This is a genomic window from Paraburkholderia fungorum, from assembly GCF_046027215.1.
GTDB classification, from domain to species: domain Bacteria; phylum Pseudomonadota; class Gammaproteobacteria; order Burkholderiales; family Burkholderiaceae; genus Paraburkholderia; species Paraburkholderia fungorum_D.
On the sequence record NZ_JAQQEN010000001.1, the window covers coordinates 3,521,228 to 3,547,414 of the forward strand.

The window sequence follows — 26,187 nt, forward strand, 5'->3', positions numbered from 1 at the left end:
GGGTTCCGATGACCCTTGTTATTTATGGCTCAAACGACGCACGAGCCAATCCCCGAACGACTGCACCAGTTGCACGAACACGATCAGAATCACCACGACCGTGAGCATCACTTCCGGCAGAAAGCGCTGATACCCGTAACGGATACCCAGATCGCCGAGGCCGCCACCGCCGATCGCGCCGGCCATCGCCGAATAGCCGACCAGCGAGACGAACGTGATCGTCAATCCGGCGACCACCCCCGGCAGCGATTCCGGCAACAGCACCTTGAAGACGATCTGGCTGGTGGTTGCGCCCATTGCCTGGGCCGCTTCGATCAGGCCGCGATCGACTTCACGCAACGCCGTCTCGACCAGGCGCGCGATGAACGGCGCGGCGGCGATTGTCAACGGCACCACGGCCGCGGCCGTACCGATCGACGAACCCACCACTAGCCGCGTGAACGGAATGACCGCAACCAGCAGGATGATGAACGGCGTTGAACGCACGGCATTGACGATCACGCCCATCACACGATTCACCGCGACGTTCTGCAATACGCCCTGACGATCGGTCAGATACAGCAGCACGCCGAGCGGCAACCCGACCGCCGCGCCGACCAGTCCGGAAATGCCCACCATCACGAGCGTTTCCCAGAACGACTGGACGAACATATCGAACATTTCACTCAACATACGAGAGCTCCTCCACCACCACACCCTGTTCGCGCAGATACGTCAGCGCCTGCGCCACCTTCGTCGGTTCGCCGCCCGCGAGCACCGCGAGCGAGCCGAACGCCTGCCCCTGGATCTCGTCGATCTGGCCGTGCAGGATGTTGAAGTCGAGTTCGTAGCGGCGGATCGTTTCCGACAGGATCGGCTGATCGACACCCGAGCCCGTGAACGCTAAACGCAGTAAGTGACCGCTGCCGGTCTTCAGGCGCTCCGCGACGCGCGCCTTCATGGCGGGCGGCAGCTCCTGCGCGATCACATCGCCGATCAGCGCACGCGTGACTTCGTGATGCGGTTGCAGGAACACGTCGATCACCTTGCCCTGCTCTACCAGACGGCCGGCGTCCAGCACCGCGACGCGGTCGCAGACCTGCTTGATCACGTCCATCTGGTGCGTGATCAGCACGATAGTCAGGTTCAGTTCACGATTGATCCGCTTGAGCAGATCGAGAATCGCGCGAGTCGTTTCGGGGTCGAGCGCGGAGGTCGCCTCGTCCGAGAGCAGCACCTTCGGCTTGCTCGCCAAAGCGCGCGCAATACCGACGCGTTGCTTCTGTCCGCCGCTGATCTGCGCCGGATAGCGATCTTTCTGTGCCGACAAGCCCACCAGTTCCAGCAGCGGCAGCACGTTCGCCTCGATCTCGTCGCGCTTCATGCCGGCCAGTTCGAGCGGCAGCGCCACGTTCTCGTACACCGTGCGCGACGACAGCAGGTTGAAGTGCTGGAAGATCATGCCGATTTCACGACGCGCCTCGCGCAGTTGCGCGGGGGGCAGCGTTGTCAGATCGCGGCCGTTGACGACAATGTTGCCTTCGGTCGGGCGCGTCAGCAGATTGAGGGTACGCACGAGCGTGCTCTTGCCCGCGCCGCTGCGGCCGATGATGCCGAACACCTCGCCCGCCGGAATCGACAGATTGACGTTGTGCAGCGCCTCGACCCAGCCCCGGGGCCCGGCGAATCGCTGAGAAATATTGCGTATTTCGATCATGGAAAAACGAAACGGCGGAGTTTGCCCGCGAGCGTTGTAGCTCCCGGCAAGCGGCCGCCGTTGCTTTTATTAGGATTTGAGCGCGCAATTCTACCGCAGCGTCGACATTCTTTTTAATAATCAATTGCGATCTTTTCATAACTACAAGGCATTAGAGGGGTCCCTTGTGCCCGATTCTCGCGTGCTTACAAGCGCTGCGACTATGATCGGGCGAATCAAAATCACGACAAACGGCGGCCATGGAGACAACCCGGAACATCAACGCATGTCCCAGCGCAAGCGCGAGGACCGAAGGTGCCGGTCGGCGCGCGACCGTCACCACGAGCGACGGCGTCGAATTGCCGCTGTATCGCTGGTCCGCGAAAGCGCCGCTGCGCGCCACGGTGGCACTGCTGCACGGACTGGCGGAACACGCCGGACGCTATGCCGCACTGGCCGCACGGCTGAATGCGGCCGGCATTGAACTGGTCGCCGTCGATTTGCGCGGCCATGGGCAGGCGCCTGGCAAACGCGCGTGGGTGAATCGCTTCGACGAGTATCTGCTGGACGCCCAGGCCTTGCTGGACGCTGCGGCGGACAGCCCGGCGCCGCTCTTCCTGATGGGCCACAGCATGGGCGGGGCGATCGCCGCGCTGTACGCAATCGAACGGCTCGATGCGAGCCGGCGGCCGTTGAGAGGGTTGATCCTGTCGAGCCCCGCGCTCGCGCCCGGCCGTGACGTGCCGCGCTGGATGCTCACGCTCAGTCAGGTGATCAGCCGCATCTGGCCGACCTTTCCGGCGATGAAGATCGACGCGGCCCTGCTATCGCGGGATCAATCGGTGGTCGACGCCAACCTCGGCGATCCGCTGGTTCATCACGGGTCGATCCCCGCGCGCACCGGCGCGGAAATTCTGCTGGCGATGGCGCGCATCGAGCGCGGCCGTGGAGGATTGCGTGTGCCGCTGCTGGTCTATCACGGCATGGCGGATAAGCTCACCGAACCCGACGGCAGCCGCGACTTCGGCCAGCACGCGGGTTCGCCGGACAAGACCCTCACATTGCACGAAGACAGCTATCACGAGACGATGAACGACCTCGACCGTGAGCGCGTGATCGGCGCGTTGATTGAATGGATCGAGGCGCACGCTTCACCAGCCTGAGCGCCGCACAGCGTTTCGAAGGCAGCAGCGCCGAAGCGGCAAAAGAGCCGGCGTTTTTTCGACGCGCGGCCTTCGCAAACCGGCATGCCGGAAGACGTCGCCCTTAAAGAGCCGACGCCACCTAGCGCTTCCAGTCCGGCGGCCGTTTGTCGATGAATGCCTGCACGCCTTCGAGCGCCGATTCGTGCATCATGTTGCAGGCCATCGTCTGACCGGCAAGCTGGTAAGCGGCCTCAACGCCCATTTCGAGCTGACGGTAAAACAGTCCCTTGCCGGCGCTCACGGCTTCAACCGGCTTCGCGCAGATACTCGTGGCGAGCCGCGCGACCTCCGCATCGAGCGCGTCTGCCGGGACGACGCGATTCACGAGGCCCTGCTGCTTCGCCTCGGCTGCGTCGATGAAATCGCCGGTTAGCAGCATTTCAAGTGCGGCCTTACGCGACAGGTTGCGCGACAGCGGCACCGAAGGCGTCGCGCAGAACAGACCGAGGTTGACGCCCGACACCGCAAACCGCGCGGTCTCGGCAGCGACCGCCAGATCGCACATCGCCACGAGCTGACAGCCGGCCGCCGTCGCGATGCCATGCACGCGCGCGATCACCGGTTGCGGCAGGCGCTGGATCGTCATCATCAGCTTCGTGCAACGCGCGAACAACGCCTGGTAGTAGGCGAGCGACGGCGCCGCGCGCATTTCCTTCAGATCATGCCCGGCACAGAAGGCGCGGCCCGCGCCGGCGATCACGACCACCCGCGCATCCGACTGCGCAATCTTCGCCAATGCGCCATGAAGCTCATCAAGCAAGGCTTCGGAGAGCGCGTTGAATGCATCCGGCCGGTTCATCGTCAGGCGCACGACGCCCGGCACACCATAAGCGTCGGATTCGATCTCGACCAGTGAAGCGTTACGCGTATCGGCGTTCATCGCTCGCTCCTCGTTGACTTCGCATTCGCGCGGCGCTTGCGCTCAGATCCCGGCCAGCGCGCGCACATGCGCGACGACACTGCGTCCGAGCGCGGACAGGTTGTATCCGCCTTCCAGACAACTCACGATGCGCCCACGCGCGTAGCGGTTGGCGATCTCGCGGACCTGATCGGTGATCCACGCATAGTCGTCTTCGACGAGGCCCATGTTGCCGAGATCGTCCTCGCGATGCGCGTCGAAGCCGGCCGAGATGAAGATCATTTCCGGCTTGAATTCATGCAGACGCGGCAGCCACATCATGTCGACCACCTCACGCACCTCCATGCCCTTCGAGCGCGCCGGCATCGGCACATTGACCATGTTGGGCGCCTGATTGTCGGCACCCGTGAACGGATAGAACGGATGCTGGAAGATGCTGCACATCAGCACACGCGAGTCGCCCGCGAATGCCGCTTCGGTGCCGTTGCCGTGGTGGACGTCGAAGTCGATGATCGCGACGCGCTGCATGCCGTGCACTTCAAGCGCATGGCGCGCGGCAATCGCCACGTTGTTGAAGAAGCAGAAGCCCATCGCGCGCGCCGGCTCCGCATGGTGGCCCGGCGGGCGCACGCTGCAAAACGCGTTGTCGTAACGGCCTTCGATCACCGCGTCGGTCGCGGCCACCGCGGCGCCGGCCGCGCGCAATGCGGCCTGCAAGGTGTACGGGTTCATCGACGTATCGGGGTCGATTTCAGCGAGGCCCTCGGCGGGCGAGCGGCTGCGGATGTAATCGACGTGCGCCTGCGTATGCACGCGCAACAGCGCGGCTTCGTCGGCGAGCGGCGGCGACTCGCGTTCGATCAGCGAGTCGATGCGGCTCGCGATCAGCTGGTCTTCGATTGCCTGCAGGCGCGCCGGACATTCGGGATGCCATTGCCCCATATCGTGCAGCAGACAGTCGGCGTGGGAATAGAAGCCTGTTGCCATGATTTTCTTCTGCGACGCGGCCCCTGCGAGGCGCGCGGCGTGTCTCCGTCCAAGGGCGCGCGCCCTGGGCGCGCCAACACTCGTCAAGTTACCACACCATGCGGCTGCGACGCGCCAGGCACAGTTTTGCGGAAGCCGTCGGGTATACTGCCCCGATCCGTTTTTCCCCTCTCTTTCGCACTGCGCCCCTAGCTCACTATGACCGTCAAGCTTGCTCTGTCTGCACGAAACCGGCTACGCACAACGACCGTGGCCGCCGCACTGTCGGTAGCATGGTGCGTGTTCATGGCAGCCAGTCCTGCAATGGCGCAAAGCGCCGCGAAGAAGCCGGCGGTACTGCTCGCGCAAAGCCAACCGCAACAGGCCGTGCCGCAAGGGCAAACCTTCGAAGAAGAGATCATCCCGCAGCGCTACGCGAATAACCCGAATGTCGACGCATTCATCAGCGACATGTCGGCGCGCTACGACTTCGACGAGGCCGCGCTTCATGCGCTGTTCGCACGCGTGAGCTATTCGGCAACAGCGGTCAAGCTCGTCACGCCGTCGCCTTCGCCGTCGGTCAAGAACTGGCGCGTCTATCAATCGCGCTTTCTCGACCAGGTTCGCATCAACGCCGGCGTGCGCTTCTGGCGCGCCAACCAGGCCACGCTGCAACGCGCTTACGAAGAATTCGGCGTGCCGCCGGAAGTGGTCGTCGGCATCATCGGCGTAGAGACGATTTATGGGCGCTTCATGGGCAACTTCCGTGTGCTCGACGCGCTGACCACGCTCAGCTTCGACTATCCGAGCACAGCCAATCGCGCCGACCGCGAGGCAACTTTCCGCAAGAATCTTGAAGACTACCTGGTGTGGACGCGTGATGCGCAGATCGATCCGACCACCGTGCTCGGCTCCTACACCGGCGCGATCGGCATTCCGCAGTTCCTGCCGAGCAGCATCGTGCAATACGCGGTGAGCTACGACGGCAACAAGCAGATCGATCTGCGCACGAGCCAGGCCGATGCGATCGGCAGCGTGGCGAATTATCTGCGCCAGAACGGTTGGGAAAACGGCCGACCGGTGGTGTGGAAGATCGGCTCGGACGCCGGCAGCCTGGGCGTTGCGCAAGCCGCCGCCGACGGTCAGCCGGAGCCGCACTGGCCGCTGCAGCAACTGCTGCGCGCCGGGTTGCTGATGAACGAACCGGGGCTCGACATCGCGTCGGAAGCCGGCACGCCGGTGACGGTGGTCGATCTGCCGTCGCCCGGGCGCGGCACCGAGTACATGCTGGGACTGAAGAATTTCTATGTGCTGACGCGCTATAACCGCAGCTTCTTCTACGCGCTCGCGGTTTACCAGTTGGGAGAGCGGGTCAAGGCGCAGATGGAGGCAAGCGACGCAGCCAACGCCAGCAGCAACGCGGCAGAGCCAGACGCGGCTTCGCAATAGGCTCACATGGCGGCCACGAGGCACGCCGCTTCACGCGCAAGAAAAAAAGCGCCGGCTGTGACCGGCGCTTTTTCATTGGCGACGAAGCGAATTGCAATCAGGCCGGAAACACACCCGTCGACAAATACCGGTCGCCGCGGTCGCAGACGATAAACACGATGGTGGCGTTCTCGACCTGGCGCGCGATGCGCAACGCCACTTCGCACGCGCCACCCGACGAAATGCCGGCGAAGATGCCCTCGACCGAAGCCATACGCCGCGCCATGGCCTCGGCTGCCGCCTGGCTCACATTCTCGACACGATCGACGCGGCTGCGATCGAAAATCTTCGGCAGATACGCTTCGGGCCATTTACGAATGCCGGGAATACGCGAACCCTCTTCCGGTTGCGCACCGATAATCTCGATAGCGTGGCTCTGCTCCTTCAGATAGGTCGACACGCCCATGATCGTGCCGGTCGTGCCCATGGACGATACGAAGTGCGTGATGCGCCCTTCTGTGTCGCGCCAGATTTCCGGCCCAGTGCCTTCGACGTGCGCCGCCGGATTGTCCGGATTCGCGAACTGGTCGAGGATGATGCCCTTGCCTTCACGCTGCATCTGTTCGGCGAGGTCGCGCGCGTATTCCATGCCGCCGGTAACAGGCGTGAGAACGATCTGCGCGCCGTATGCGGCCATGCTCTGGCGGCGCTCCACCGACAGGTCTTCCGGCATGACCAGCACCATCTTGTAGCCGCGGACCGCCGCCGCCATCGCTAGCGCGATGCCCGTATTGCCGCTGGTGGATTCGATCAGCGTGTCGCCCGGCTTGATGCGGCCGCGAGCTTCGGCCTTCTTGATCATCGACAGTGCCGGGCGGTCCTTCACCGAACCCGCGGGATTGTTGCCCTCGAGCTTCGCAAGGATCACATTGTTGCGAGCGCGGATCTCGTCGTCGGGGAGCCGGACGAGTTGTACGAGCGGCGTATTGCCGATCGTGTCTTCAATCGTTTTGTAAGCCATGTCGTTTTGGTGCTTGTCGATGCGCGGAGTCTTCAATCCATCGATTCTAAACCACCGTGCGCGCGGCTGCCGTGCAGCCCTCCTGAGCGCATGGATGCACGTACCGCCGAGCGGCCGGCTGCGCGACGCGCGTTCACAGGGGAAAATCATTCCCAAATCCACGTAAAAAGCCCGCGGCCGAGCACCGCGGGAGCCAGTCATCTGCATGACAGCTGAAGGAGTGTTCTTGCCCACTCCGACCGTGAAGGGGAACGACGGCAACGGACCGTGCGCACGGGCGACCCGCGCCACGCACGGCCCGCGCCAGGCTATTTCTTCACCGCCACTGTGGCGTTGCTCTTCTGCGCGTTGCCGGCGCTCGTGGTGTTGGCCGCAGCGGCCGCGCCTTTGGTTTGTGCAGGCGCCGCAGCCTGCGCGCCAGCAGCCGCGCCAGCCGGACCGACAGCGAGACCCTCCGCCTGCAGGCGCTCGACGGTATGCCCGCCCATGCCTTTGACGCGCTTGCCGAGATCGGCCGGGTCCTTGAATGGACCATGCGCTGAACGCTCTTCGAGAATGGCTTTCGCTTTGGCAGGACCGATGCCCTTGATGCCACGCAGCGCATCCTCGTTAGCCGTGTTGACGTCGACCGCCGCATAGGCGTGGCCGAAAGCGGCGAGCATGGCCGCGGTAACCAGAATTTTTCGAAACATATGGAATCTCCCTCGTACAACCGGTTGGCGACCATCACCAACCGGGAGATTCCAGTTTAAAGAGGTATCCGAAAGATTTACACCTGGCCGAATAGCCAACGTACGTAGCGCTCGACGCCTTCCTGAACGCTCAGAAACGGCGCCTCGTAACCGGCTGCGCGCAGCTTCGACTGATCCGCTTGCGTGAAGCATTGATACTTGCCACGCAGTGTGTCGGGGAACGGAATGTATTCGATCAGACCGCGCTGCACCTGGTCCGCGAGCGACAACGGTGCTTCGTTGTTCAATGCGCGCAGCGTGTTGACCACCGTGCTGGCGATATCGTTGAACGGCTGGGCCCGGCCGCTGCCCAGATTGAAGATGCCCGACTTGTCAGGATGGTCGAAGAAGAACAGATTGACCTTCACCACATCTTCGATCGAAACGAAATCGCGCGTCTGTTCGCCTGCGGCATAACCGTTGTATTCGGCGAACAGCTTGACCTTGCCCTCGGCGCGGAACTGGTTGAAGTTATGAAACGCCACGGAGGCCATGCGCGCCTTATGCGTTTCGCGCGGCCCGTACACGTTGAAGTAGCGGAAGCCGGCAATCTGGCTCTTCGCGGTGGGCAACACGCGGCGAATCACCTGGTCGAACAGGAACTTCGAATAGCCATACACGTTCAGCGGTTGTTCGACTTCGCGCTCTTCGACAAAACGGCTCGAACCGCCATAGGTTGCCGCCGAGGACGCATACAGAAACTGGATGTTCTGCGCGAGGCAGACATCGAGCACGTCGCGGCTATAGCGGAAGTTGTTGTCCATCATGTAGCGGCCGTCGGTTTCCATTGTGTCCGAGCAGGCGCCTTCGTGGAAAATCGCGCGCACCTTGCCGAAGTCGCCGCGCCTGAAGCGTTCGACGAATTCGGTCTTGTCCAGATAGTCGTCGATTTCGCAGTCGACGAGATTCTTGAACTTGTCCGCGCGCGTGAGATTGTCCACCGCGATGATGCGTTGTTCCCCGCGCTCGTTGAGCGCCTTCACAAGATTGCTGCCGATAAAACCGGCCGCGCCGGTGACGATGAGGGTCATGGTGGTCCTGCGGTAATGAGCTTCAGCTGCCGCCCGGCGCTTCCGCGTTTCGAACCGCAACCGGGCGCGAAACACAGAGCTGGGCGGGCCGCATCAATGAAAGAGTTCGTCGTAGTCGACAGTGGCGGTACCCAGTTTGCCGACCACGATGCCGGCCGCGCGATTCGCCAGTCCAACGGCCTCGACCAGCGTCAGGCCCGCGCCGAGCATGGCGGCGAGCGTGGCGATCACGGTGTCGCCGGCGCCCGATACATCATACACTTCGCGTGCAACGGCCGAAGTGTGCAGGATGCCGTCGTCCGAGAACAGCGTCATGCCCTCTTCCGAGCGCGTGAGCAGCAGCGCCTTGAACTCGAGATCGGCGCGCAGTCTGGTCACGCGCGCGATCAGATCGTCTTCCGATTTCCACTGGCCAACCACCTCGCGCAACTCGGCGCGATTCGGCGTGATCAGCGTCGCGCCGCGATAGCGCTCCCAGTCGTCGCCCTTCGGATCGACCAGCACTGGCTTGCCTGCGGCGTGCGCCTTCGCGATCATCTGCGTGACGTGCGTGAGGCCGCCCTTCGCGTAATCGGACATCAGAATCACATCGTGCGACGGTAGCAACTCGTCAAAGCGCGCGAGGCCTGCAAGCAGCACTTCGTGCGTCGGCGAGTTCTCGAAATCGACGCGCAGCAGTTGTTGCTGGCGCGACAACACACGCAGCTTGATGGTGGTGAGCAGCGCCGGGTCGCGTTCGAGATGCGGCGTCACACCGCTTTCGCTCAGCAACTGCACGATGCGCTCGCCCGGTTCGTCATGGCCGACCACGCACAGCAGCCCCGCTTGCGCACCGAGCGCAACCGCGTTGCGCGCGACGTTCGCCGCGCCGCCGAGCCGGTCTTCCTGACGCTGCACATGGACGACCGGCACCGGCGCTTCCGGCGAGATACGGTTCACGTCGCCGAACCAGTAGCGATCGAGCATCACGTCGCCGACCACCAGCACGCGCGCCGCACCGAGCTGTTCGCGTGGCACCACGGTGAGTTGGCGCGCGGGTGTGGATTGAGCGGCCTCAGGCATGGCTTGGGAGATCGGCAGGAAGTTCAGAGGGTTGGGCATACGGGCGTCCAATTGAATGATAGTCGATGCCGAGTTCGGTCATTGCGTCCGGTTCGTAGAGATTGCGGCCGTCGAAAATCAGCGGCGACTTCAGCACCGATTTCAGGTGCACGAAATCCGGGCTCTTGAATTCCTTCCATTCGGTGACGATCACCAGCGCATCCGCACCGGTGAGCGTTTCGTCCTGGGTACTCGTGAAATGCAGACGCGCGAGCTGGTCCGGCGCGTCGTGCAGGTCCATCGCGAAAACGCGGCGTGCCTCCGCCACCGCAACCGGGTCGTACGCGCGGATGTTGGCGCCACGCGCGAGCAACTCAGCGATGATGCGGCGGCTCGGCGCCTCGCGCATGTCGTCGGTATTCGGCTTGAAGGCGAGGCCCCACACGGCGAACGTGCGACCGCTCAGATCGTCGCCGAGCTTGCCGGTGATCTTGCGCACCAGCACGTCTTTCTGTTGGTAGTTCACTTCCTCGACCGCCTCGAGGATGCGCAGGTTATGGCCGCTTTCGCTTGCCGTGCGAATCAGCGCCTGCACGTCCTTCGGGAAGCATGAGCCGCCGTAGCCGCAACCGGCGTACAGAAAGTGGTAGCCGATTCGCGGGTCGGAACCGATGCCGCGGCGCACCGCTTCGATATCCGCGCCAACGCGGTCGGCCAGATTCGACATTTCGTTCATGAACGAAATGCGCGTGGCGAGCATCGCGTTAGCCGCGTATTTCGTAAATTCGGCAGAGCGCACATCCATGTAAAGCGTGCGTTCGTGATTGCGGTTATACGGCGCGTATAGGCGCTTGATCAGCTCACGCGCGCGCTGGCCGGCTTCGTCTTCGTCGATGCCGAGCACGATGCGATCGGGCCGCGTGAAATCGTCGACTGCCGCCCCTTCCTTCAGAAACTCGGGATTGGAGACCACCGAAAACCGGTGCCGCTCGCTATCGGCCAACCCGCGCTTCGCGAGTTCCTCTTCGACGACCGCGCGGACGCGTTGCGCCGTGCCGACCGGCACCGTCGATTTGTCGACGATCACCTTGAAGCCATTCATCGTGCGGCCGATGTTGCGCGCCGCTTCGAGCACGTATTGCAGATCGGCCGAGCCGTCCTCGTCGGGCGGCGTACCGACGGCAATGAATTGCACGTCGCCATGCGCCACGCTCGCTTCGATATCGGTCGAAAACGTGATGCGCCCAGCCGCGCGGTTGCGGGCGATGATCTCCTGCAAACCCGGCTCGTGGATCGGCACGCCCCCGTTGTTGAGGATTTCGATCTTGCGCGGATCGACGTCGAGACAGAAGACGTCGTTGCCGATTTCAGCGAGACACGCGCCAGTGACGAGACCAACATAGCCCGTGCCGATAATGGTGATTTTCATACGCTTTCCGGTAGAGGGTTCCGGTGATGATTCCCGGTGAATAGGCCGGTGATGAACACGTTGCGAGGTTCGCTCGCGGATTTGCCGTAGCCATACCCCTGGCAAAGCAAGCGTCCGGCCGATGCCGGCGCGCTCGCCCTGACGTCAGTTCGACGCCGTGATCGGTTCGACGCGGCGCGGCGCATAGGTTTCCCAACCGCTGCAACCCGGGCACTGCCAGTAGAAAAGCCGTGCCCTGAAACCGCAATTCTGGCACGTATAGCGTGGCAGATTTTTGGTGCGCTGCCGGATCAGCGTGCGCATCAACTCTAACTCGCTGCGCCGCGGCTCTTCCGCGACCGCTTCCTGTGCCTCCAGAAGGCGCGTCATGCCTGCCAGATTCGGCGATTTCTGCATTTGCGAGCGCGCCAGCGCATGAGCCGCGTCCGGGCCGCGCTGCGCCGCGACATGCTGGTACGCGACGTCGAGCAGATCGTTCGATGGATAGCGATCCACCCAAGTAGTCAGCAGGTCCGCGCCGTCCTGCGGACGACCCAGCGCTTCGTAGGCCTTCATCAGCTTTTCCGCGACGAGCGGCAAATAGGCCGAATTCTGCTCTTCGACGCGCAGCCATTGCGCAACAGCCGCCTCCTGCGCACCACCGGCGGCGTCGACCTCGCCGAACAGGATCGTTGCGCGCACATTGGTCGGGTTTGCCTTCAGCGCGAAACCGAGCTGACGGCGCGCCTCGTCCGGGTTCTTCTGTTGCAGTGCTTCCTGAGCGAGTTCGCAATGGAACTGCGCGATTTCCTTGTCGAGCGATTCGGCACCCATCGTTTCCAGATGTCGCGCAATGTCGATCGACTTGACCCAGTCCTTTTCGATTTCGTAGATGGTCAGAAGCGCGCGCTGCGCGCCCAGCGCATAGTCGCCGGTCTCGAGCAAACGAAAGGTTTCTTCCGCGCGGTCGAGCAGGCCTGCCTTCAGGAAGTCTTGCCCCAGTTCGTAAAGCGCGTGATCGCGTTCGGTGACGGGCAGATCGGCACGGCTCAGCAGGTTCTGATGCACGCGAATCGCGCGGTCCGTCTCGCCGCGGCGCCGGAACAGATTACCCAGCGCGAAGTGCAGTTCGACCGTTTCCGGGTCGAGCTTGACCACTTCGATGAACGCGTCGATTGCCTGATCCGGTTGTTCGTTGAGCAGAAAATTCAGGCCGCGGAAATACGAACGCGGCAGATTGGCGCTTTCGGACAGCAGCGTCTTGAGGTCGTAGCGGGCGGCCATCCAGCCGAACGCGAAGGCCACGGGTATGACAAGCAGCCACCAGAAGTCTAGATCCATGCGATTAATGCAAACGAAACGGAAGGCAACAACGGAAAGCCGCGCGCTTTACGCACGCGGCAGACGGAAATTCAGATCAGCGGCGGCATGGGCGGTTGTTCGACCACTACCGGAGCCTCGCGCGCCACGCGCAATTCGCGCTTGAGACGGCCGTTCTCCATCCGCAGGCGCACCATTGCCGGCACTGACGACACGAGGCCGGCCAGCAATCCAACCACAAAGAACGCGAGGCCAATCAGGATCAACGGCGCCGACCACGCGTAGCCGGCGAGGAAATTCAGCGTAGCGGGTTGCGTATTGGAGAGTGCGAGCACCAGCAGCAGCACGAACACCAGCACACGGATCAGCCAGACGATAAATTTCATGAATAGGTCTCTTGACGGCAGTTGCGGGGTGACGCCGGCTTGATGACGCGTCGCGCCACGGTGTTGCCCGCGCCGAAGTGACCCGTATTGTAATGGAAGCCCTCGTGGCTGGGCAGGAACTGGCTGATTGCGGACTGACGCAAGGTTTATCCCATCGCGAGCGAATGCCTCGCCCGAGAGAACCGGCCCGGGATGATGCAGAGCATTCCGCGGACGAAAAAAAAGCGCCCGAAGGCGCTTTTTCTGGTCTTTTTGTCGTCTGGCTTTGGCCGCTGACGCTACCAATGCCACGCTGCAAACCGCACAGCGGAGCATTTACAGGTCGTCGTCATCCGGCTCTTCGGCCTTCAGCGGTTCGCCCGAACGTCGGTCTACCCGCTCACGCAGTTCCTTACCCGGCTTGAAGTGCGGTACGTACTTCTCGGGTACCAATACCTTCTCGCCCGACTTCGGATTACGCCCGACACGGGAGGGACGACGGTTGAGGCCGAAGCTGCCGAAGCCACGAATTTCGATGCGATGACCGTTGGCAAGCGCCTCCGACATCGCATCAAGCATCGTCTTCACCGCGAAGTCCGCATCTTTAAGTACAAGCTGCGGAAATCGCGTAGCCAGCTGGGCGACCAATTCCGATTTGGTCATACTGCAGCAGACCTCTCTCAAGAAAACGCCGGGCCGCCCCCAAGTTTTCTTGTCCCCCTTGGGGGGCCTGGCGCGAAGCGACAGGTTTGGGGGCGCTCCTCAATTACTGGTTCTGGCCGTCGAGCTTGGCCTTCAGCAGCGCGCCGAGGTTCGTCGTGCCCGTTGCAGCAGAACTCGAATCCGACGAAGCTAGGCCGCGGATCGCTTCCTGTTGCTCAGCCGAATCCTTGGCCTTGATCGACAGGTTGATGCCACGCGACTTGCGATCGATGTTGATGATCATCGCGTTGACCTTGTCGCCTTCCTTCAGCACGTTGCGAGCATCTTCCACGCGGTCTTGTGCGATTTCCGAAGCGCGCAGGTAGCCTTCGACTTCCGTCGACAGCTGAACCACTGCACCCTTTGCGTCTACCGTCTTGACCACGCCGTCGACGATCGAACCCTTGTCGTTCATTGCAACGAAGTTGCTGAACGGGTCGCCTTCGAGCTGCTTGATACCCAGCGAAATACGTTCCTTCTCGACGTCGATGCCGAGAACGATCGCTTCCACTTCGTCGCCCTTCTTGTACTTGCGAACTGCTTCTTCGCCCGTTTCGCTCCACGACAGGTCCGACAGGTGAACCAGACCGTCGATGCCGCCCGGCAGACCGATGAAGACGCCGAAGTCGGTGATCGACTTGATTGCGCCTTGCAGCTTGTCGCCCTTCTTGAAGTTGCGGCTGAAGTCATCCCACGGGTTCGGCTTGCATTGCTTCATGCCGAGGCTGATACGGCGGCGGTCTTCGTCGATTTCCAGAACCATGACTTCGACTTCGTCGCCCAGTTGCACAACCTTCGACGGTGCAACGTTCTTGTTCGTCCAGTCCATTTCCGACACGTGAACCAGGCCTTCGATGCCCGATTCCACTTCGACGAATGCGCCGTAGTCGGTGATGTTGGTGACCTTACCGAACAGGCGCGTGCCCGACGGGTAACGGCGGGAAATGCCTTCCCACGGATCGTCGCCCAGTTGCTTGATGCCCAGCGAGACGCGGTTCTTCTCTTGATCGAACTTGAGGATCTTCGCGGTGACTTCCTGGCCAACCGACAACACTTCGCTCGGGTGGCGCACACGACGCCATGCGATGTCCGTGATGTGCAGCAGGCCGTCGATACCGCCGAGGTCGACGAATGCGCCGTAATCGGTGATGTTCTTCACCACGCCTTCCACGATCGCGCCTTCCTTCAGCGTTTCGAGCAGCTTTGCGCGCTCTTCGCCCTGGGTCGCTTCGATCACGGCACGGCGCGACAGCACGACGTTGTTACGCTTGCGGTCGAGCTTGATGACGCGGAATTCCAGCGTCTTGCCTTCGTACGGGGTCGTGTCCTTGACCGGACGCGTGTCGACGAGCGAACCCGGCAGGAATGCGCGGATGCCGTTGACCATGACGGTCATACCGCCCTTGACCTTGCCCGTGATCGTGCCGGTCACGAGTTCGTTGTTGTCGAGGGCTTTTTCCAGCGACAGCCACGAAGCCAGACGCTTCGCCTTGTCGCGCGACAGGATGGTGTCGCCGTAGCCGTTTTCCAGCGCGTCGATCGCGACGGAAACGAAGTCGCCCGCCTGCACTTCTACCTCGCCCGCGTCGTTCAGGAACTCTTCGAGCGGGATGTAGGCTTCGGACTTGAGACCAGCGTTGACGACCACGAAGTTGTGGTCAACACGCACGACTTCGGCGGAGATCACTTCGCCAGCGCGCATGTCTTGCTTGGTCAGCGACTCTTCGAACAGAGCCGCAAAAGATTCGGTATTCGGGGTAGAGGTTTGCAGGTCGGACATAAAAATCAAAATTTGCATGGTTCTCGCGGTGCCCGGCTGGCCGGGACGGTCAGCAATTTCGGCTAGATGCGAATGCCACGCGGGGTTAAAGGGTTAAAACAACGCTTCGCGACATTCGCGAAGCACCTACTGACAACAGGACTTCTACTGCGCCCGCCGCTTGAAACGTCGCTTGAATATCCAGCTAAACCATCAAGCATGCGGAACCCATGCTTCATACCACTGCACCACTTGTTCGACCGCCTGGTCGACCGACAATGCCGAGGTATCAAGCAGCTTTGCATCCGCTGCGGGCCTGAGTGGCGCGGCTTCGCGCTGACTGTCACGCTCATCGCGCTCACGCAAATCCCGGAGCAAGTCATCTATATTAGCAGAAAATCCTTTTTGGATCAATTGCTTATGGCGGCGCGCCGCGCGGGCCTCCACACTGGCCGTCATGAACACCTTCAGCATGGCGTCCTGGAAGATCACCGTGCCCATGTCGCGGCCGTCGGCAACCAGTCCCGGTTCCTTACGAAAGGCCCGCTGACGCGCCACCAGCGCGGTTCGCACGGGTGCGTGCACGGCAATCGCCGAGGCGCACTTGCCGACTTCCTCGACCCGGATGTCGGCAGAAACGTCGACCCCATCGAGTAGCGCCACCCCCTCGCGAAAGGTGATGTGCAGGTCGCCGATCAGTTTGGCAAGGGCATCGGCGTCATCCGCCGGGATGTGGTAACGCTGGCTCGCCAGCGCGGCGAGCCGGTACAGCGCGCCGCTATCCAGCAGGTGGAAGCCAAGGCTCGCTGCAACCAGCGCGGCCACGGTGCCTTTGCCGGAGGCACTCGGGCCGTCGATCGTAATGACGGGCGTCTGGTGAAAGGGACGGGTCGGTTTCATCGAAAAAGTCGCACGTCAGTCGATTCGGGGACGAATCAGGGTTGAGCGAGCGCGGTGAAGCGCTCAAAGTAATCGGGGAACGTCTTGCCGACGCACTTCGGGTCGTTGATCCGGATCGGCACGCCGCCGAGACTCACCAGCGAGAAGCACATCGCCATGCGGTGGTCGTCGTAAGTATCGATCGCGGCGTTCGGAATCAGTTTTTCAGGCGGCGTGACGACGAGGAAATCCTCGCCTTCCTGCACCTTCGCGCCGACCTTGCGCAACTCGGTCGCCATCGCGGCGATGCGGTCGGTTTCCTTCACGCGCCAACTGGCGATATTACGCAGCGTGGTCGTGCCGTCCGCGAACAGCGCGGCGACGGCGATCGTCATCGCGGCGTCGGGAATCAGGTTGAAGTCCATGTCGATCGGCTCGAGCTTGCCGTGGTCGTGACCGACGCCGCGCACCTCGATCCAGTCGTCGCCCATCTGCAGGTTTGCGCCCATCCTGATCAGCGCATCGGCAAAGCCGACGTCGCCCTGGATACTGGCCCGGCCCACACCCTCCACCCGCAGCGGCCCGCCACCCAGCGCGCCGGCTGCGAGGAAATACGACGCCGACGACGCATCGCCTTCCACCATGATGGTGCCCGGCGACTGATAGCGCTGCCCCGCCGGCACCACGAACTGATGCCATTCGTGGCGCTCGACCTTGATGCCGAAGCGTTCCATCAATTTGATGGTGATCTCGATGTAGGGCTTGGAGATCAGTTCGCCGTCCACCTGCACGGTTGTGACGCCGCTGTCGGTGCGCAACAACGGTAGCGTCATCAGAAGCGAAGTCAGAAACTGGCTCGAGACGTCGCCGCGCACACGGATCGGTGCGTCAGCGGAGATTTGCGCGGGCCGAATCCGCAGCGGCGGAAAGCCTTCGTTTTCTTCGTAGTCGATCCTCGCGCCGATCTGCCGCAAGCCGTCGACCAGATCGCCGATCGGCCGCTCGTGCATGCGCGGCACGCCATGGATGCGATAGTCGCCGCCGTTGACCGCGAGCGCCGCAGTCAGCGGACGCACTGCCGTGCCGGCATTGCCGAGGAACAGGTCAGCCGTGCGCGCCGTGAACGCGCCACGTGTACCGGTCACGACACAGGTGTCGCCTTCGCGTTTGATGCGCACGCCGAGCTTTTCGAGCGCGTCGAGCATCACGCGGGTGTCGTCGGAGTCGAGCAGGTTCGTGATCGTCGTGTCGCCCTCAGCGAGCGCCGCGAGCAACAACACGCGATTCGAAATGCTCTTCGAGCCTGGCAGACGAACCGTGCCGGACGCACGGGAAAACGGTCCGAGATCGAGGAATTCCATGATTGAGTCCAGTTTCCGGTTATTTCGAGGCGTCGCCGTGGGCAACGCCGGCAGCGCGCTGTTCCTGCCATTCGCTGCGCGCCACACGCGAGCGCGCGAACACGGCTTCGAGCGCGGCGCCGTCGCCTGCGTCGATGGCCGCGCGCAGACGCGCGAGCACCGCCGTGTAGGCGTCGAGTTCATCCAGCAGCGCGGCGCGGTTCGCAACGCACACGTCACGCCACATTTCCGGGCTCGATGCGGCAATGCGTGTGAAGTCGCGGAAGCCGCCGGCGGCAAAGGAAAATTTCAGCGCGGCATCCGGCGAATTGAGAATCTGCTCGACCAGCGCGAACGACAGCACGTGCGGCAAATGGCTGACCGACGCGAGCACCCGGTCGTGCTGCTCGGGCGTCATGTCCCGCACGAGGGCGCCGGTAGCGCGCCACATGGCCGCGACGCGCTCGACCGCTTCAGGTGCGTTTTCCGGCAATGCGCACAGGACGACGTTGCGGTTCACGTACAGATCCGGCAGCGCGGCATCCACACCACTCGACTCACGGCCGGCGATCGGATGCCCAGGCACGAACTGACCGATGCGCGCGCCGAGCGCCGCGCGCGCAGCCGCGACCACATCGGACTTGGTGCTGCCGGCATCGGTGACGATCGTATCCGCACCGAGAAACGGTGCAATCCGCTCGAGCAATGGCTGTGTCTGCGCGACGGGTGCGGCGAGCAGCACGAAATCCGCGCCTGACAAGGCGTCACGCAAGGCGGCGTCGTCAGTGAGCGCCGCGGCCGCGTCGATCACGCCCAGCTCCAGCGCGCGCGCCGTCGAGGCGGGCGAACGACCGACACCGATCACCTTGCGCGCGCCTGAAATCTCATCCCGCTCGCGCAATGCGCGCGCAAGCGATCCGCCGATCAGGCCGACACCGAAAATCACCAGCTTGTTAAAAGAGAACGCGGCCACGGCAGTCACACAAAAGGCGCGCCCGGGAGATCAGGCGCGCGGGTCAAGGTCTACCGCTCACGCGGTGGCGAGCGACTTCTCGAGTGCCGTCAGGAACGCTTCGTTTTCCGCCGGCAGGCCGATCGTGATACGCAGCCATTGCGGCAAACCGTAGTTGCCGACCGGACGCACGATCACGCCCTGCTTCAGCAGTTCCAGATTGACACGGTTGCCCGCCGCGTCGTCGTTGCCGACGCGCACCAGCACGAAGTTGCCGTCCGACGGCACGTACTCGAGACCGAGCTTGTCGAACCCCTCAGTAAGACGGCGATAGCCTTGCGCATTCAACGCCGCGCTCTTTTCCAGAAACGCCTTGTCGTTCAGCGCCGCAATCGCCGCGGCTTGGGCCAGCGTGTTCACATTGAACGGCTGACGCAGACGGTTCAGCAGATCGGTCAACTCAGGCTGCGCGATCGCGAAGCCGACACGCAAGCCCGCGAGACCGAAGGCCTTCGAAAACGTGCGCGAAACCAGCAGATTCGGATAGCGGCGCACCCACGCGATCGAGTCGTAGCGCTTCCCTTCGGACAGATATTCCGTGTACGCCTCGTCGAGCACGACCACCACGTTGCGCGGCACCTTGTCGAGAAATGCTTCGAGCTTCGCACCTTCGATAAACGTGCCCGTCGGGTTGTTCGGGTTCGCGACGAAGATCAACCGCGTGTCATCCGTGATCGCGGCGAGCATGGCGTCGAGGTCGTGGCCGTACTTGACGGCCGGCACGACGATCGCGCGCGCACCCAGGCCTTGCGTGGCCAGTGCGTAGACCGCGAACGAATACTGCGCGTAGACGATCGACTGGCCCTTTTCGACAACCGCATGGGCGGCGATTTCGAGGATGTCGTTGCTGCCATTGCCGAGCGTGACCCAGTCGGCCGGCACGCCGTAGCGCTCGCTCAGCGCGGCTTTCAGTTCGAACGCATTCGCATCCGGGTAACGGCCGAGTTCGCTGGCCGCTTGCGCGATCGCGCGTTGCGCCGACTCAGGCATGCCCAGCGGATTCTCATTCGACGCAAGTTTCACGATGCTCGCTTCGTCGAGGCCGAACTCGCGGGCCACTTCCGAAATCGGCTTGCCGGCGATGTAGGGCGCAATCGCGCGCACATAGGAAGGACCGAATGACGTTGTCATGAAATCTCCGAACAACTATTAGTAAAGAATATCTGCCGGCGCGCCTGTATGTCACTCGCGCGCCGTGAGCGGATCATTAGCGGACCGATTAGCGGACCATTATCGGGCGCGCGGATACGAGCCGAGGATCTTCAGGAACGCGGCCTTCTTGCCGAGTTCGCTGAGTGCGGCGGCTACCGCCGGGTCGTCGCGATGGCCTTCGACGTCGATATAGAAGTAGTACTCCCACGTGCCGACGCGCGCCGGACGCGATTCGAAGCGCGTCATCGAAACACTGTGACGGGCCAACGGTTCGAGCAGTTTGACCATCGCACCCGGTTCGTTCACCACGGACACGATCAGCGAAGTCTGGTCGTAGCCGCTGATGCCGGCCGGCTGCTTGCCGATCATCACGAAGCGCGTGCGATTATGCGGGTCGTCCTGAATCAGTGCGTAGGCGACCTGCAAACCGTAGTGCGTCGCGGCCCGGTCGCCCGCGATCGCGGCAACGGTCGGATCGTCTGCCGCCATGCGCGCCGCTTCCGCATTGCTCGATACCGCCTGGCGCTCCAGATGCGGCGCGTTGGCGGAAAGCCAGCCCTGGCATTGGGCAAGCGCCTGCGCATGCGCGCACACGCGCGTCACGCCGGCAAGGCCGCCATTGAGCGTCAACAGATTGTGGTGAATCGGCAAAGCCAGTTCGCCGCCGATCGTAAGCTGCGTTTGCAGCAGAAGATCCAGCGTGCGCGACACAGCGCCTTCGGTCGAATTCTCGACCGGCACGACGCCGAATTCCGCAGCGCCTGCTTCGACCGAACGGAACACTTCATCGATCGACGGACACGGCAGGCCTTCGATCGACTGACCGAAGTACTCGTGCATCGCCTGTTCGCTGTAGGTCCCGACCGGCCCGAGAAACGCGGCTTTGATGGTTTTTTCGAGCGCGCGGCTCGCGGCCATGATCTCGCGCCAGATCGCGCTGATATGGTCGCTGGCCAGCGGGCCATCGCTCATGCCCTGCAGGCGCGCGATGACCTGCTGTTCGCGTTCCGGGCGGAACACCGGCGCGTTGAAATGCTTCTTGACCTCGCCCACTTCGAGCGCCACCGCGGCGCGTTGATTGAGCAGCGCGATCAACTGTGCGTCGAGCGCGTCGATACGTTCGCGAAGGGGTTTGAGTCGGGTATTGAGTTCGTCGTCCATGCGTGAAAACGGCCCTGCCGGTGGCTGCTGCACAAATGCGTGCTGGAAAGGATGCGCGCGCCCTGATTACTCAGGCGCTACGCTGTTCGAATTCCTTCATGTATTCGACAAGCGCTTTGACGCCCTCGAGCGGGACGGCGTTATAAATCGACGCCCGCATGCCGCCGACGGACTTGTGGCCCTTTAGCTGCACCATTCCCCGCGCTTTCGCGCCGGCCAGGAAATCTTCATTGCGCGACTCGTCCGCGAGGAAAAACGGTATGTTCATCCGCGAGCGCGAGCCATGCTCGACCTTGTTCAGATAGAAGCGGCTCGAATCGATGGTGTCGTACAGCAGCTTCGACTTCTCGAGATTACGCGCTTCCATTGCGGCAAGGCCGCCCTGCTTCTTCAACCACTTGAACACCAGCCCTGCGATATAGATCGCGTAGGTAGGCGGCGTGTTGTACATCGAATTGTTCTCGGCGACGGTTTTCCACTCAAACGCCGACGGGCAGATCGACTGCGCGCGATCCATCATGTCTTCGCGCACGACCACGACCGTGACGCCCGCCATGCCGATGTTCTTCTGCGCGCCGCCGAACAGCACGCCGTATTTGGCAATGTCCATCGGGCGCGACAGAATATGCGACGAGGCGTCGGCCACCAGCGGAATATCGCCGAGATCGGGGATCTCGAACGTCTCGACGCCGTGAATGGTCTCGTTGGTGCATAGATGCACGTACGCCGGATCGTCCGACAATTGCCACTCGGCGCGTGACGGCGCGCGGGTAAAACCGTCGGCCGTCTGGCCGCTCGCCGCCAGATGCACCGCACCGTACTTTTGCGCTTCCTTGAGCGACTTCTGCGACCACGAACCGGTCACGACGAAATCCGCGCGCGCCTTCACGCCCATCAGATTCATCGGCACGATCGCGTTTTCACCGAGCCCTCCGCCTTGCAGGAACAGGATACGGTGGCTGGCGGGCACTTCGAGCAACTCGCGCAGATCGACGAGCGCTTCCTCGTGAATCGACATGAACTCTTTGCCGCGGTGGCTCATTTCCATCACGCTCATGCCACTGCCCTGCCAATCGAGCATTTCGTCGGCTGCCTGGCGCAGCACTTCTTCTGGCATGGCCGCGGGGCCGGCGGAGAAATTAAAGACGCGCATCGTGAGGTCCTGAAAGCAGGGGCAAAAAACGGAAGGATCGCGTCAACATCGGCACAGTTGACAACAGAAAGACCCTGCACCGCAAAATTAGCAACGCGAATTTGATAACGATTTCCGCGCCCCAAAAGAAAATGGCCGTTCGCGCGTGTACGCAAACGGCCATTATCGCATTGTCACCGCAAACCCGCCAAACCCGGGCCGCCGTAAAGCGTGCCCTGAGCGGCGGCTCGCGCGATGTCAGCGCAGCCTTTCGACCTCGATTTACTTAGCCGGCTTGACCGACGCGACTTCCTTGTCGGCCTGGTCACGCGTTGCCTTGATCGATTGCGGCATGTATTTTTGCATCAAGCCGTTCACGACGTCGCGGCCAACCTGGTCTTGTACCTGGATGAACTTGCGGCCGGTCGGGCTCTTGTAGAACGCCGTCAGATCCTTGATTTCGGACGTGCTGTAGTACTTCGCGTAAGCGTCGTACTGAGCTTGCATTGCGTCCTGACGGAAGCTGTCCGTGGCGAACACCTGGCCTGCGCCGTCAACCAGCTTCGGCACAGCGTTCTTTTGCAGCGTGGGGACGGAAGCCTGCTTCTGCTTGTCCGTCATCGTCTTGTTTTCGCTCAGGGCGTCCGACAGGATGGCCGGAACAAGTTGCTTGGCTTGCATTTGAGCGCTGTTGCCGATTGCACCGACGAGCTTTTGCGCGTCGATTGCGTCCAGCAGGTCCTTGATGGCAGCCTGCTTGGCCGGATCAACCGGTGCTGCGGCAGCAGCCGGAGCCGCCGGTGCCGAGCTCTGCAGAGCTTGAGCCATGGCGAAGGTCGGCACGAGGGCAGCCAGCAACATCAGTTGTTTGAATCGTTTTTGCATCATTACTCCCAAAGAGAAATTAATTTGAACTGCAAGCCGCGCGGGATGCGTGTCGGCCCGACACGCCGCTTGTCCCTGCGCAGCTTTCAATCAATCACTGAGACTGAGAACCGCAGACGCGGATCAGGCAGCGCCACCGTCTTCACCGCCGTTGTCACCCTCGGCGGGACCTTCGGCGTCGCCTTCCACATCGACATCCGCTTCCGCCTCAGCCACCTGTTGCAGACCTGAAAGCTTGGTCCCTTCGTCAAGGCTGATGAGTGTAACACCTTGGGTTGCGCGCCCCATTTCTCGAATTTCCGAGACGCGGGTGCGAATCAGCACGCCCGTATTGGTGATCAGCATGATCTGCGCTTCCTGATCCACCAGCGTGGCGGCGACGACCTTGCCGTTACGCTCCGAGGTCTGGATCGCGATCATGCCCTTCGTGCCGCGCCCGTGACGCGTGTACTCGATGATCGGCGTGCGCTTGCCGTAGCCGTTTTCAGTTGCGGTGAGCACCGACTGCTGCTCGTCGCCGGCCACCAGCAACGCGATGACGCTCTGGCCGTCTTCAAGCTGCATGCCGCGCACACCGCGCGCCTCGCGACCCATCGGACGCACATCGTTTTCGTCGAAGCGCACCGCTTTGCCTGAATCCGAGAACAACATCACATCGTGCTGCCCATCTGTAATGGCGGCGCCAATCAGGTAGTCGCCGTCATCCAGACCGACCGCAATAATACCTTTGCGCAACACGCGACCGAAGGCTTCCAACGGCGTCTTTTTTACGGTTCCTAACGCAGTGCCCATAAAGACGAATTTGTCAGCCGAGAATTCCTTGACCGGCAAGACAACCGTGATCTTCTCGCCTTCCTGAAGCGGGAAGATATTGACGATGGGGCGGCCGCGCGAGTTCCGCGAACCTTGCGGCACTTCATAGACCTTCACGCTGTAGACGCGGCCACGGTTCGAAAAGCACAGAATGTGATCGTGCGTGTTCGCGATGAACAGCGTGTCGATCCAGTCGTCTTCTTTCATCGCGGTGGCCTGTTTGCCACGACCACCCCGCTTCTGCGCGCTATATTCGGACAACGGCTGCGATTTCACATAGCCCGCGTGCGACATGGTCACGACCATTTCCTGCGGCGTGATCAGGTCTTCGGTGTTCAGTTCGGTCGCGTTCAGCTCGATCTTCGAGCGGCGTGCGTCGCCGAATTCGGCTTTGATCGACGTCAGTTCGTCGACGATGATCGCCGTAATGCGTTCCGGGCGAGCCAGAATGTCCAGCAGGTCGGCGATCTGCGCCATCACTTCGCGGTACTCGCCGATGATCTTGTCCTGCTCCAGACCCGTCAGGCGTTGCAGACGCATCTGCAAGATTTCCTGAGCCTGGGTGTCGGACAAGCGGTAGAGACCGTCGGTCTGCATGCCGAACGCCGGGTTCAGGCCGTCCGGACGATACGCTTCGCGACCGCCTGCCGCCGCGTTTTCCGCCTCGGCGCGCGACAACATTTCGCGCACCAGCGACGAATCCCACGGACGCGCCATCAATTCCTGCTTGGCGATCGGCGGGGTAGGCGCGGCCTTGATGATCGCGATGAATTCGTCGATATTGGCGAGCGCAACCGCCAGACCTTCGAGCACGTGACCGCGCTCGCGGGCCTTACGCAGTTCGTATACAGTGCGCCGCGTCAGCACTTCCCGGCGATGCGACAGGAAGCACGACAGCATTTCCTTCAGGTTCAGCAGCTTCGGCTGGCCGTCGACCAGCGCGACCATGTTCATGCCGAAGGTGTCCTGAAGCTGGGTCGCCTTATACAGATTGTTGAGCACGACTTCGGGCACTTCGCCGCGTTTCAGTTCGATCACGACGCGCATGCCGCTCTTGTCGGACTCGTCGCGGATATCCGAAATGCCTTCGAGCTTCTTCTCGTTGACCAGTTCTGCGATCCGCTCCAGAAGTGAGCGCTTGTTCACCTGGTACGGCAGTTCGTCGACAATGATCGACATACGCTGGCCGCGGTCGATTTCCTCGAAGTGCGTGAGCGCACGCATCACCACGCGGCCGCGGCCGGTGCGGTAGCCGTCGCGCACGCCGGCCACGCCGTAGATGATGCCGGCGGTCGGGAAGTCAGGCGCCGGGATGATCTCGATCAGTTCGTCGATCGTGGCTTCCGGGTTTTTCAGCAGATGCTGGCACGCGTCGACAACTTCATTGAGGTTGTGCGGCGGAATATTGGTGGCCATGCCAACCGCAATGCCCGACGAACCATTGATCAGCAGATTGGGAATGCGCGCCGGCAGGATGGCCGGTTCGTTTTCGCTGCCGTCGTAGTTCGCCGTGAAGTCGACCGTTTCCTTGTCGATGTCGGCCAGCAGTTCGTGGCCAATCTTCGCCATGCGGATTTCGGTGTAACGCATGGCCGCGGCATTGTCGCCGTCGACCGAACCGAAGTTGCCCTGACCGTCTACCAGCATGTAGCGCAGCGAGAAGTTCTGCGCCATCCGGACGATGGTGTCGTAAACAGCCGTGTCGCCGTGCGGGTGATATTTACCGATGACGTCGCCGACAATACGCGCCGACTTCTTGTAAGCCCGGTTCCAGTCGTTATTCAGTTCGTGCATCGCGTACAGCACGCGCCGGTGCACCGGCTTCAGGCCATCGCGAACATCGGGAAGCGCACGCCCTACGATCACGCTCATCGCGTAATCGAGATACGAACGGCGCATTTCCTCCTCTAGGGAGATTGGCAGAGTCTCTTTGGCGAATTGATCCATTATCCGTATCTTTTACGTGCCAAGGCGACGGCGTTAATCTCACTTCGCCGCACCTTCGCGTAAGCATTGCAGGCGCAATACATCACGCGATTCTAACATGCCGCGCATCCGGCCCCGGCGAGGGTACGTATACCTATTAGAGGGTGCCCACGAACGCCCCTTGAGCGCCCCTGAGTGCCCCACGATCGAACTGGGGGCAGGCTCGATTCGTGCGTGGGACAATTCGCCGCTCAGCCATGACTGGCGGAGCCTCCAGCGGATTGCTTCTGTTGCGCATGCACCACAATTGGAGGGCGATTTGATCGGGGGCAGATTTTTTTATCGTTGGAAGGGAACGATATGGCAAAATGCCAAC

General features: G+C 62.2%; 23 protein-coding genes. 2 read left to right on the forward strand and 21 right to left on the reverse strand.

Going from position 1 to position 26,187, the window contains the following annotated elements; translation table 11 throughout:
* Positions 1-18: 18 nt before the first annotated feature.
* A complete protein-coding gene (locus PQR27_RS15680; RefSeq protein ID WP_408524508.1) occupies positions 19-672 on the reverse strand; it encodes a methionine ABC transporter permease in 654 nt (217 codons plus the stop codon).
* The gene (locus PQR27_RS15685) at positions 662-1,696 is read right to left on the reverse strand and encodes a methionine ABC transporter ATP-binding protein (RefSeq protein WP_408524509.1); all 1,035 of its coding nucleotides are present in this window, start codon (positions 1,694-1,696) and stop codon (positions 662-664) included. Before PQR27_RS15685 ends, PQR27_RS15680 begins: the two co-directional genes overlap by 11 nt.
* Positions 1,697-1,935: 239 nt before the next feature.
* Between PQR27_RS15685 and PQR27_RS15690 the strand changes: the two genes are divergently transcribed.
* Complete coding sequence (locus PQR27_RS15690) at positions 1,936-2,838, forward strand: alpha/beta hydrolase (RefSeq protein ID WP_408524510.1); 903 nt, start codon at positions 1,936-1,938, stop codon at positions 2,836-2,838.
* 121 nt (positions 2,839-2,959) lie between these two features.
* On the opposite strand, the gene PQR27_RS15695 is transcribed toward PQR27_RS15690, so the two are convergent.
* Both PQR27_RS15695 and PQR27_RS15700 read right to left on the reverse strand, forming a co-directional pair.
* Positions 2,960-3,760, reverse strand: coding sequence for an enoyl-CoA hydratase (locus tag PQR27_RS15695; protein ID WP_408524511.1), 801 nt, complete (start codon positions 3,758-3,760; stop codon positions 2,960-2,962).
* A 42-nt stretch (positions 3,761-3,802) separates the two neighbouring features.
* Positions 3,803-4,726: a histone deacetylase family protein gene (locus PQR27_RS15700; RefSeq protein WP_408524512.1), complete on the reverse strand. Its 924-nt coding sequence runs from the start codon at positions 4,724-4,726 to the stop codon at positions 3,803-3,805.
* Positions 4,727-5,005: 279 nt separating this feature from the next.
* On the opposite strand from PQR27_RS15700, the gene mltB reads away from it, so the two are divergent.
* Positions 5,006-6,154, forward strand: coding sequence for a lytic murein transglycosylase B (mltB, locus tag PQR27_RS15705; RefSeq protein WP_408525503.1), 1,149 nt, complete (start codon positions 5,006-5,008; stop codon positions 6,152-6,154).
* 97 nt (positions 6,155-6,251) lie between these two features.
* Here mltB and cysM read toward each other — a convergent pair whose 3' ends face one another.
* The 17 genes from cysM to gyrA form a co-directional block, all read right to left on the reverse strand.
* Positions 6,252-7,154, reverse strand: coding sequence for a cysteine synthase CysM (cysM, locus tag PQR27_RS15710; RefSeq protein WP_408524513.1), 903 nt, complete (start codon positions 7,152-7,154; stop codon positions 6,252-6,254).
* A 308-nt stretch (positions 7,155-7,462) separates the two neighbouring features.
* The gene (locus tag PQR27_RS15715; RefSeq protein ID WP_408524514.1) at positions 7,463-7,846 is read right to left on the reverse strand and encodes a ComEA family DNA-binding protein; all 384 of its coding nucleotides are present in this window, start codon (positions 7,844-7,846) and stop codon (positions 7,463-7,465) included.
* Positions 7,847-7,923: 77 nt separating this feature from the next.
* Positions 7,924-8,916 carry an ADP-glyceromanno-heptose 6-epimerase gene (gene rfaD / locus PQR27_RS15720; RefSeq protein ID WP_408524515.1) on the reverse strand — a complete coding sequence of 331 codons (993 nt, stop codon included), beginning with the start codon at positions 8,914-8,916 and terminating at the stop codon, positions 7,924-7,926.
* Between the two features lie 93 nt (positions 8,917-9,009).
* Complete coding sequence (gene rfaE1, locus PQR27_RS15725; RefSeq protein ID WP_408524516.1) at positions 9,010-10,017, reverse strand: D-glycero-beta-D-manno-heptose-7-phosphate kinase; 1,008 nt, start codon at positions 10,015-10,017, stop codon at positions 9,010-9,012.
* Positions 9,971-11,386, reverse strand: a complete 1,416-nt coding sequence (locus PQR27_RS15730; RefSeq protein WP_408524517.1) for a UDP-glucose dehydrogenase family protein — start codon at positions 11,384-11,386, stop codon at positions 9,971-9,973. The genes rfaE1 and PQR27_RS15730 overlap by 47 nt, the downstream gene beginning before the upstream one ends.
* Before the next feature lie 144 nt (positions 11,387-11,530).
* Entirely contained in the window at positions 11,531-12,706 is a 1,176-nt protein-coding gene (gene lapB, locus PQR27_RS15735; RefSeq protein WP_408524518.1) for a lipopolysaccharide assembly protein LapB, read from the reverse strand.
* Between the two features lie 71 nt (positions 12,707-12,777).
* Positions 12,778-13,071 carry a LapA family protein gene (locus PQR27_RS15740; protein ID WP_179733568.1) on the reverse strand — a complete coding sequence of 98 codons (294 nt, stop codon included), beginning with the start codon at positions 13,069-13,071 and terminating at the stop codon, positions 12,778-12,780.
* 315 nt (positions 13,072-13,386) lie between these two features.
* Positions 13,387-13,713, reverse strand: a complete 327-nt coding sequence (locus PQR27_RS15745; protein WP_074300394.1) for an integration host factor subunit beta — start codon at positions 13,711-13,713, stop codon at positions 13,387-13,389.
* Positions 13,714-13,816: 103 nt separating this feature from the next.
* Positions 13,817-15,550 carry a 30S ribosomal protein S1 gene (gene rpsA, locus PQR27_RS15750; RefSeq protein WP_106283263.1) on the reverse strand — a complete coding sequence of 578 codons (1,734 nt, stop codon included), beginning with the start codon at positions 15,548-15,550 and terminating at the stop codon, positions 13,817-13,819.
* Positions 15,551-15,724: 174 nt separating this feature from the next.
* Entirely contained in the window at positions 15,725-16,411 is a 687-nt protein-coding gene (gene cmk, locus PQR27_RS15755; RefSeq protein ID WP_408524519.1) for a (d)CMP kinase, read from the reverse strand.
* A gap of 35 nt (positions 16,412-16,446) precedes the next feature.
* Positions 16,447-17,751, reverse strand: coding sequence for a 3-phosphoshikimate 1-carboxyvinyltransferase (gene aroA / locus PQR27_RS15760; RefSeq protein WP_408524520.1), 1,305 nt, complete (start codon positions 17,749-17,751; stop codon positions 16,447-16,449).
* A 19-nt stretch (positions 17,752-17,770) separates the two neighbouring features.
* Positions 17,771-18,712: a prephenate dehydrogenase gene (locus tag PQR27_RS15765; protein ID WP_408524521.1), complete on the reverse strand. Its 942-nt coding sequence runs from the start codon at positions 18,710-18,712 to the stop codon at positions 17,771-17,773.
* A 48-nt stretch (positions 18,713-18,760) separates the two neighbouring features.
* Complete coding sequence (gene hisC / locus PQR27_RS15770) at positions 18,761-19,873, reverse strand: histidinol-phosphate transaminase (protein WP_408524522.1); 1,113 nt, start codon at positions 19,871-19,873, stop codon at positions 18,761-18,763.
* Between the two features lie 99 nt (positions 19,874-19,972).
* Positions 19,973-21,055, reverse strand: coding sequence for a prephenate dehydratase (gene pheA, locus PQR27_RS15775; protein WP_408524523.1), 1,083 nt, complete (start codon positions 21,053-21,055; stop codon positions 19,973-19,975).
* Between the two features lie 70 nt (positions 21,056-21,125).
* A complete protein-coding gene (gene serC, locus PQR27_RS15780; RefSeq protein WP_408524524.1) occupies positions 21,126-22,208 on the reverse strand; it encodes a 3-phosphoserine/phosphohydroxythreonine transaminase in 1,083 nt (360 codons plus the stop codon).
* Positions 22,209-22,469: 261 nt separating this feature from the next.
* A complete protein-coding gene (locus PQR27_RS15785) occupies positions 22,470-23,072 on the reverse strand; it encodes a DUF2059 domain-containing protein (RefSeq protein WP_063496923.1) in 603 nt (200 codons plus the stop codon).
* A 123-nt stretch (positions 23,073-23,195) separates the two neighbouring features.
* Positions 23,196-25,832, reverse strand: coding sequence for a DNA gyrase subunit A (gene gyrA, locus PQR27_RS15790; RefSeq protein WP_408524525.1), 2,637 nt, complete (start codon positions 25,830-25,832; stop codon positions 23,196-23,198).
* Positions 25,833-26,187: the final 355 nt, after the last annotated feature.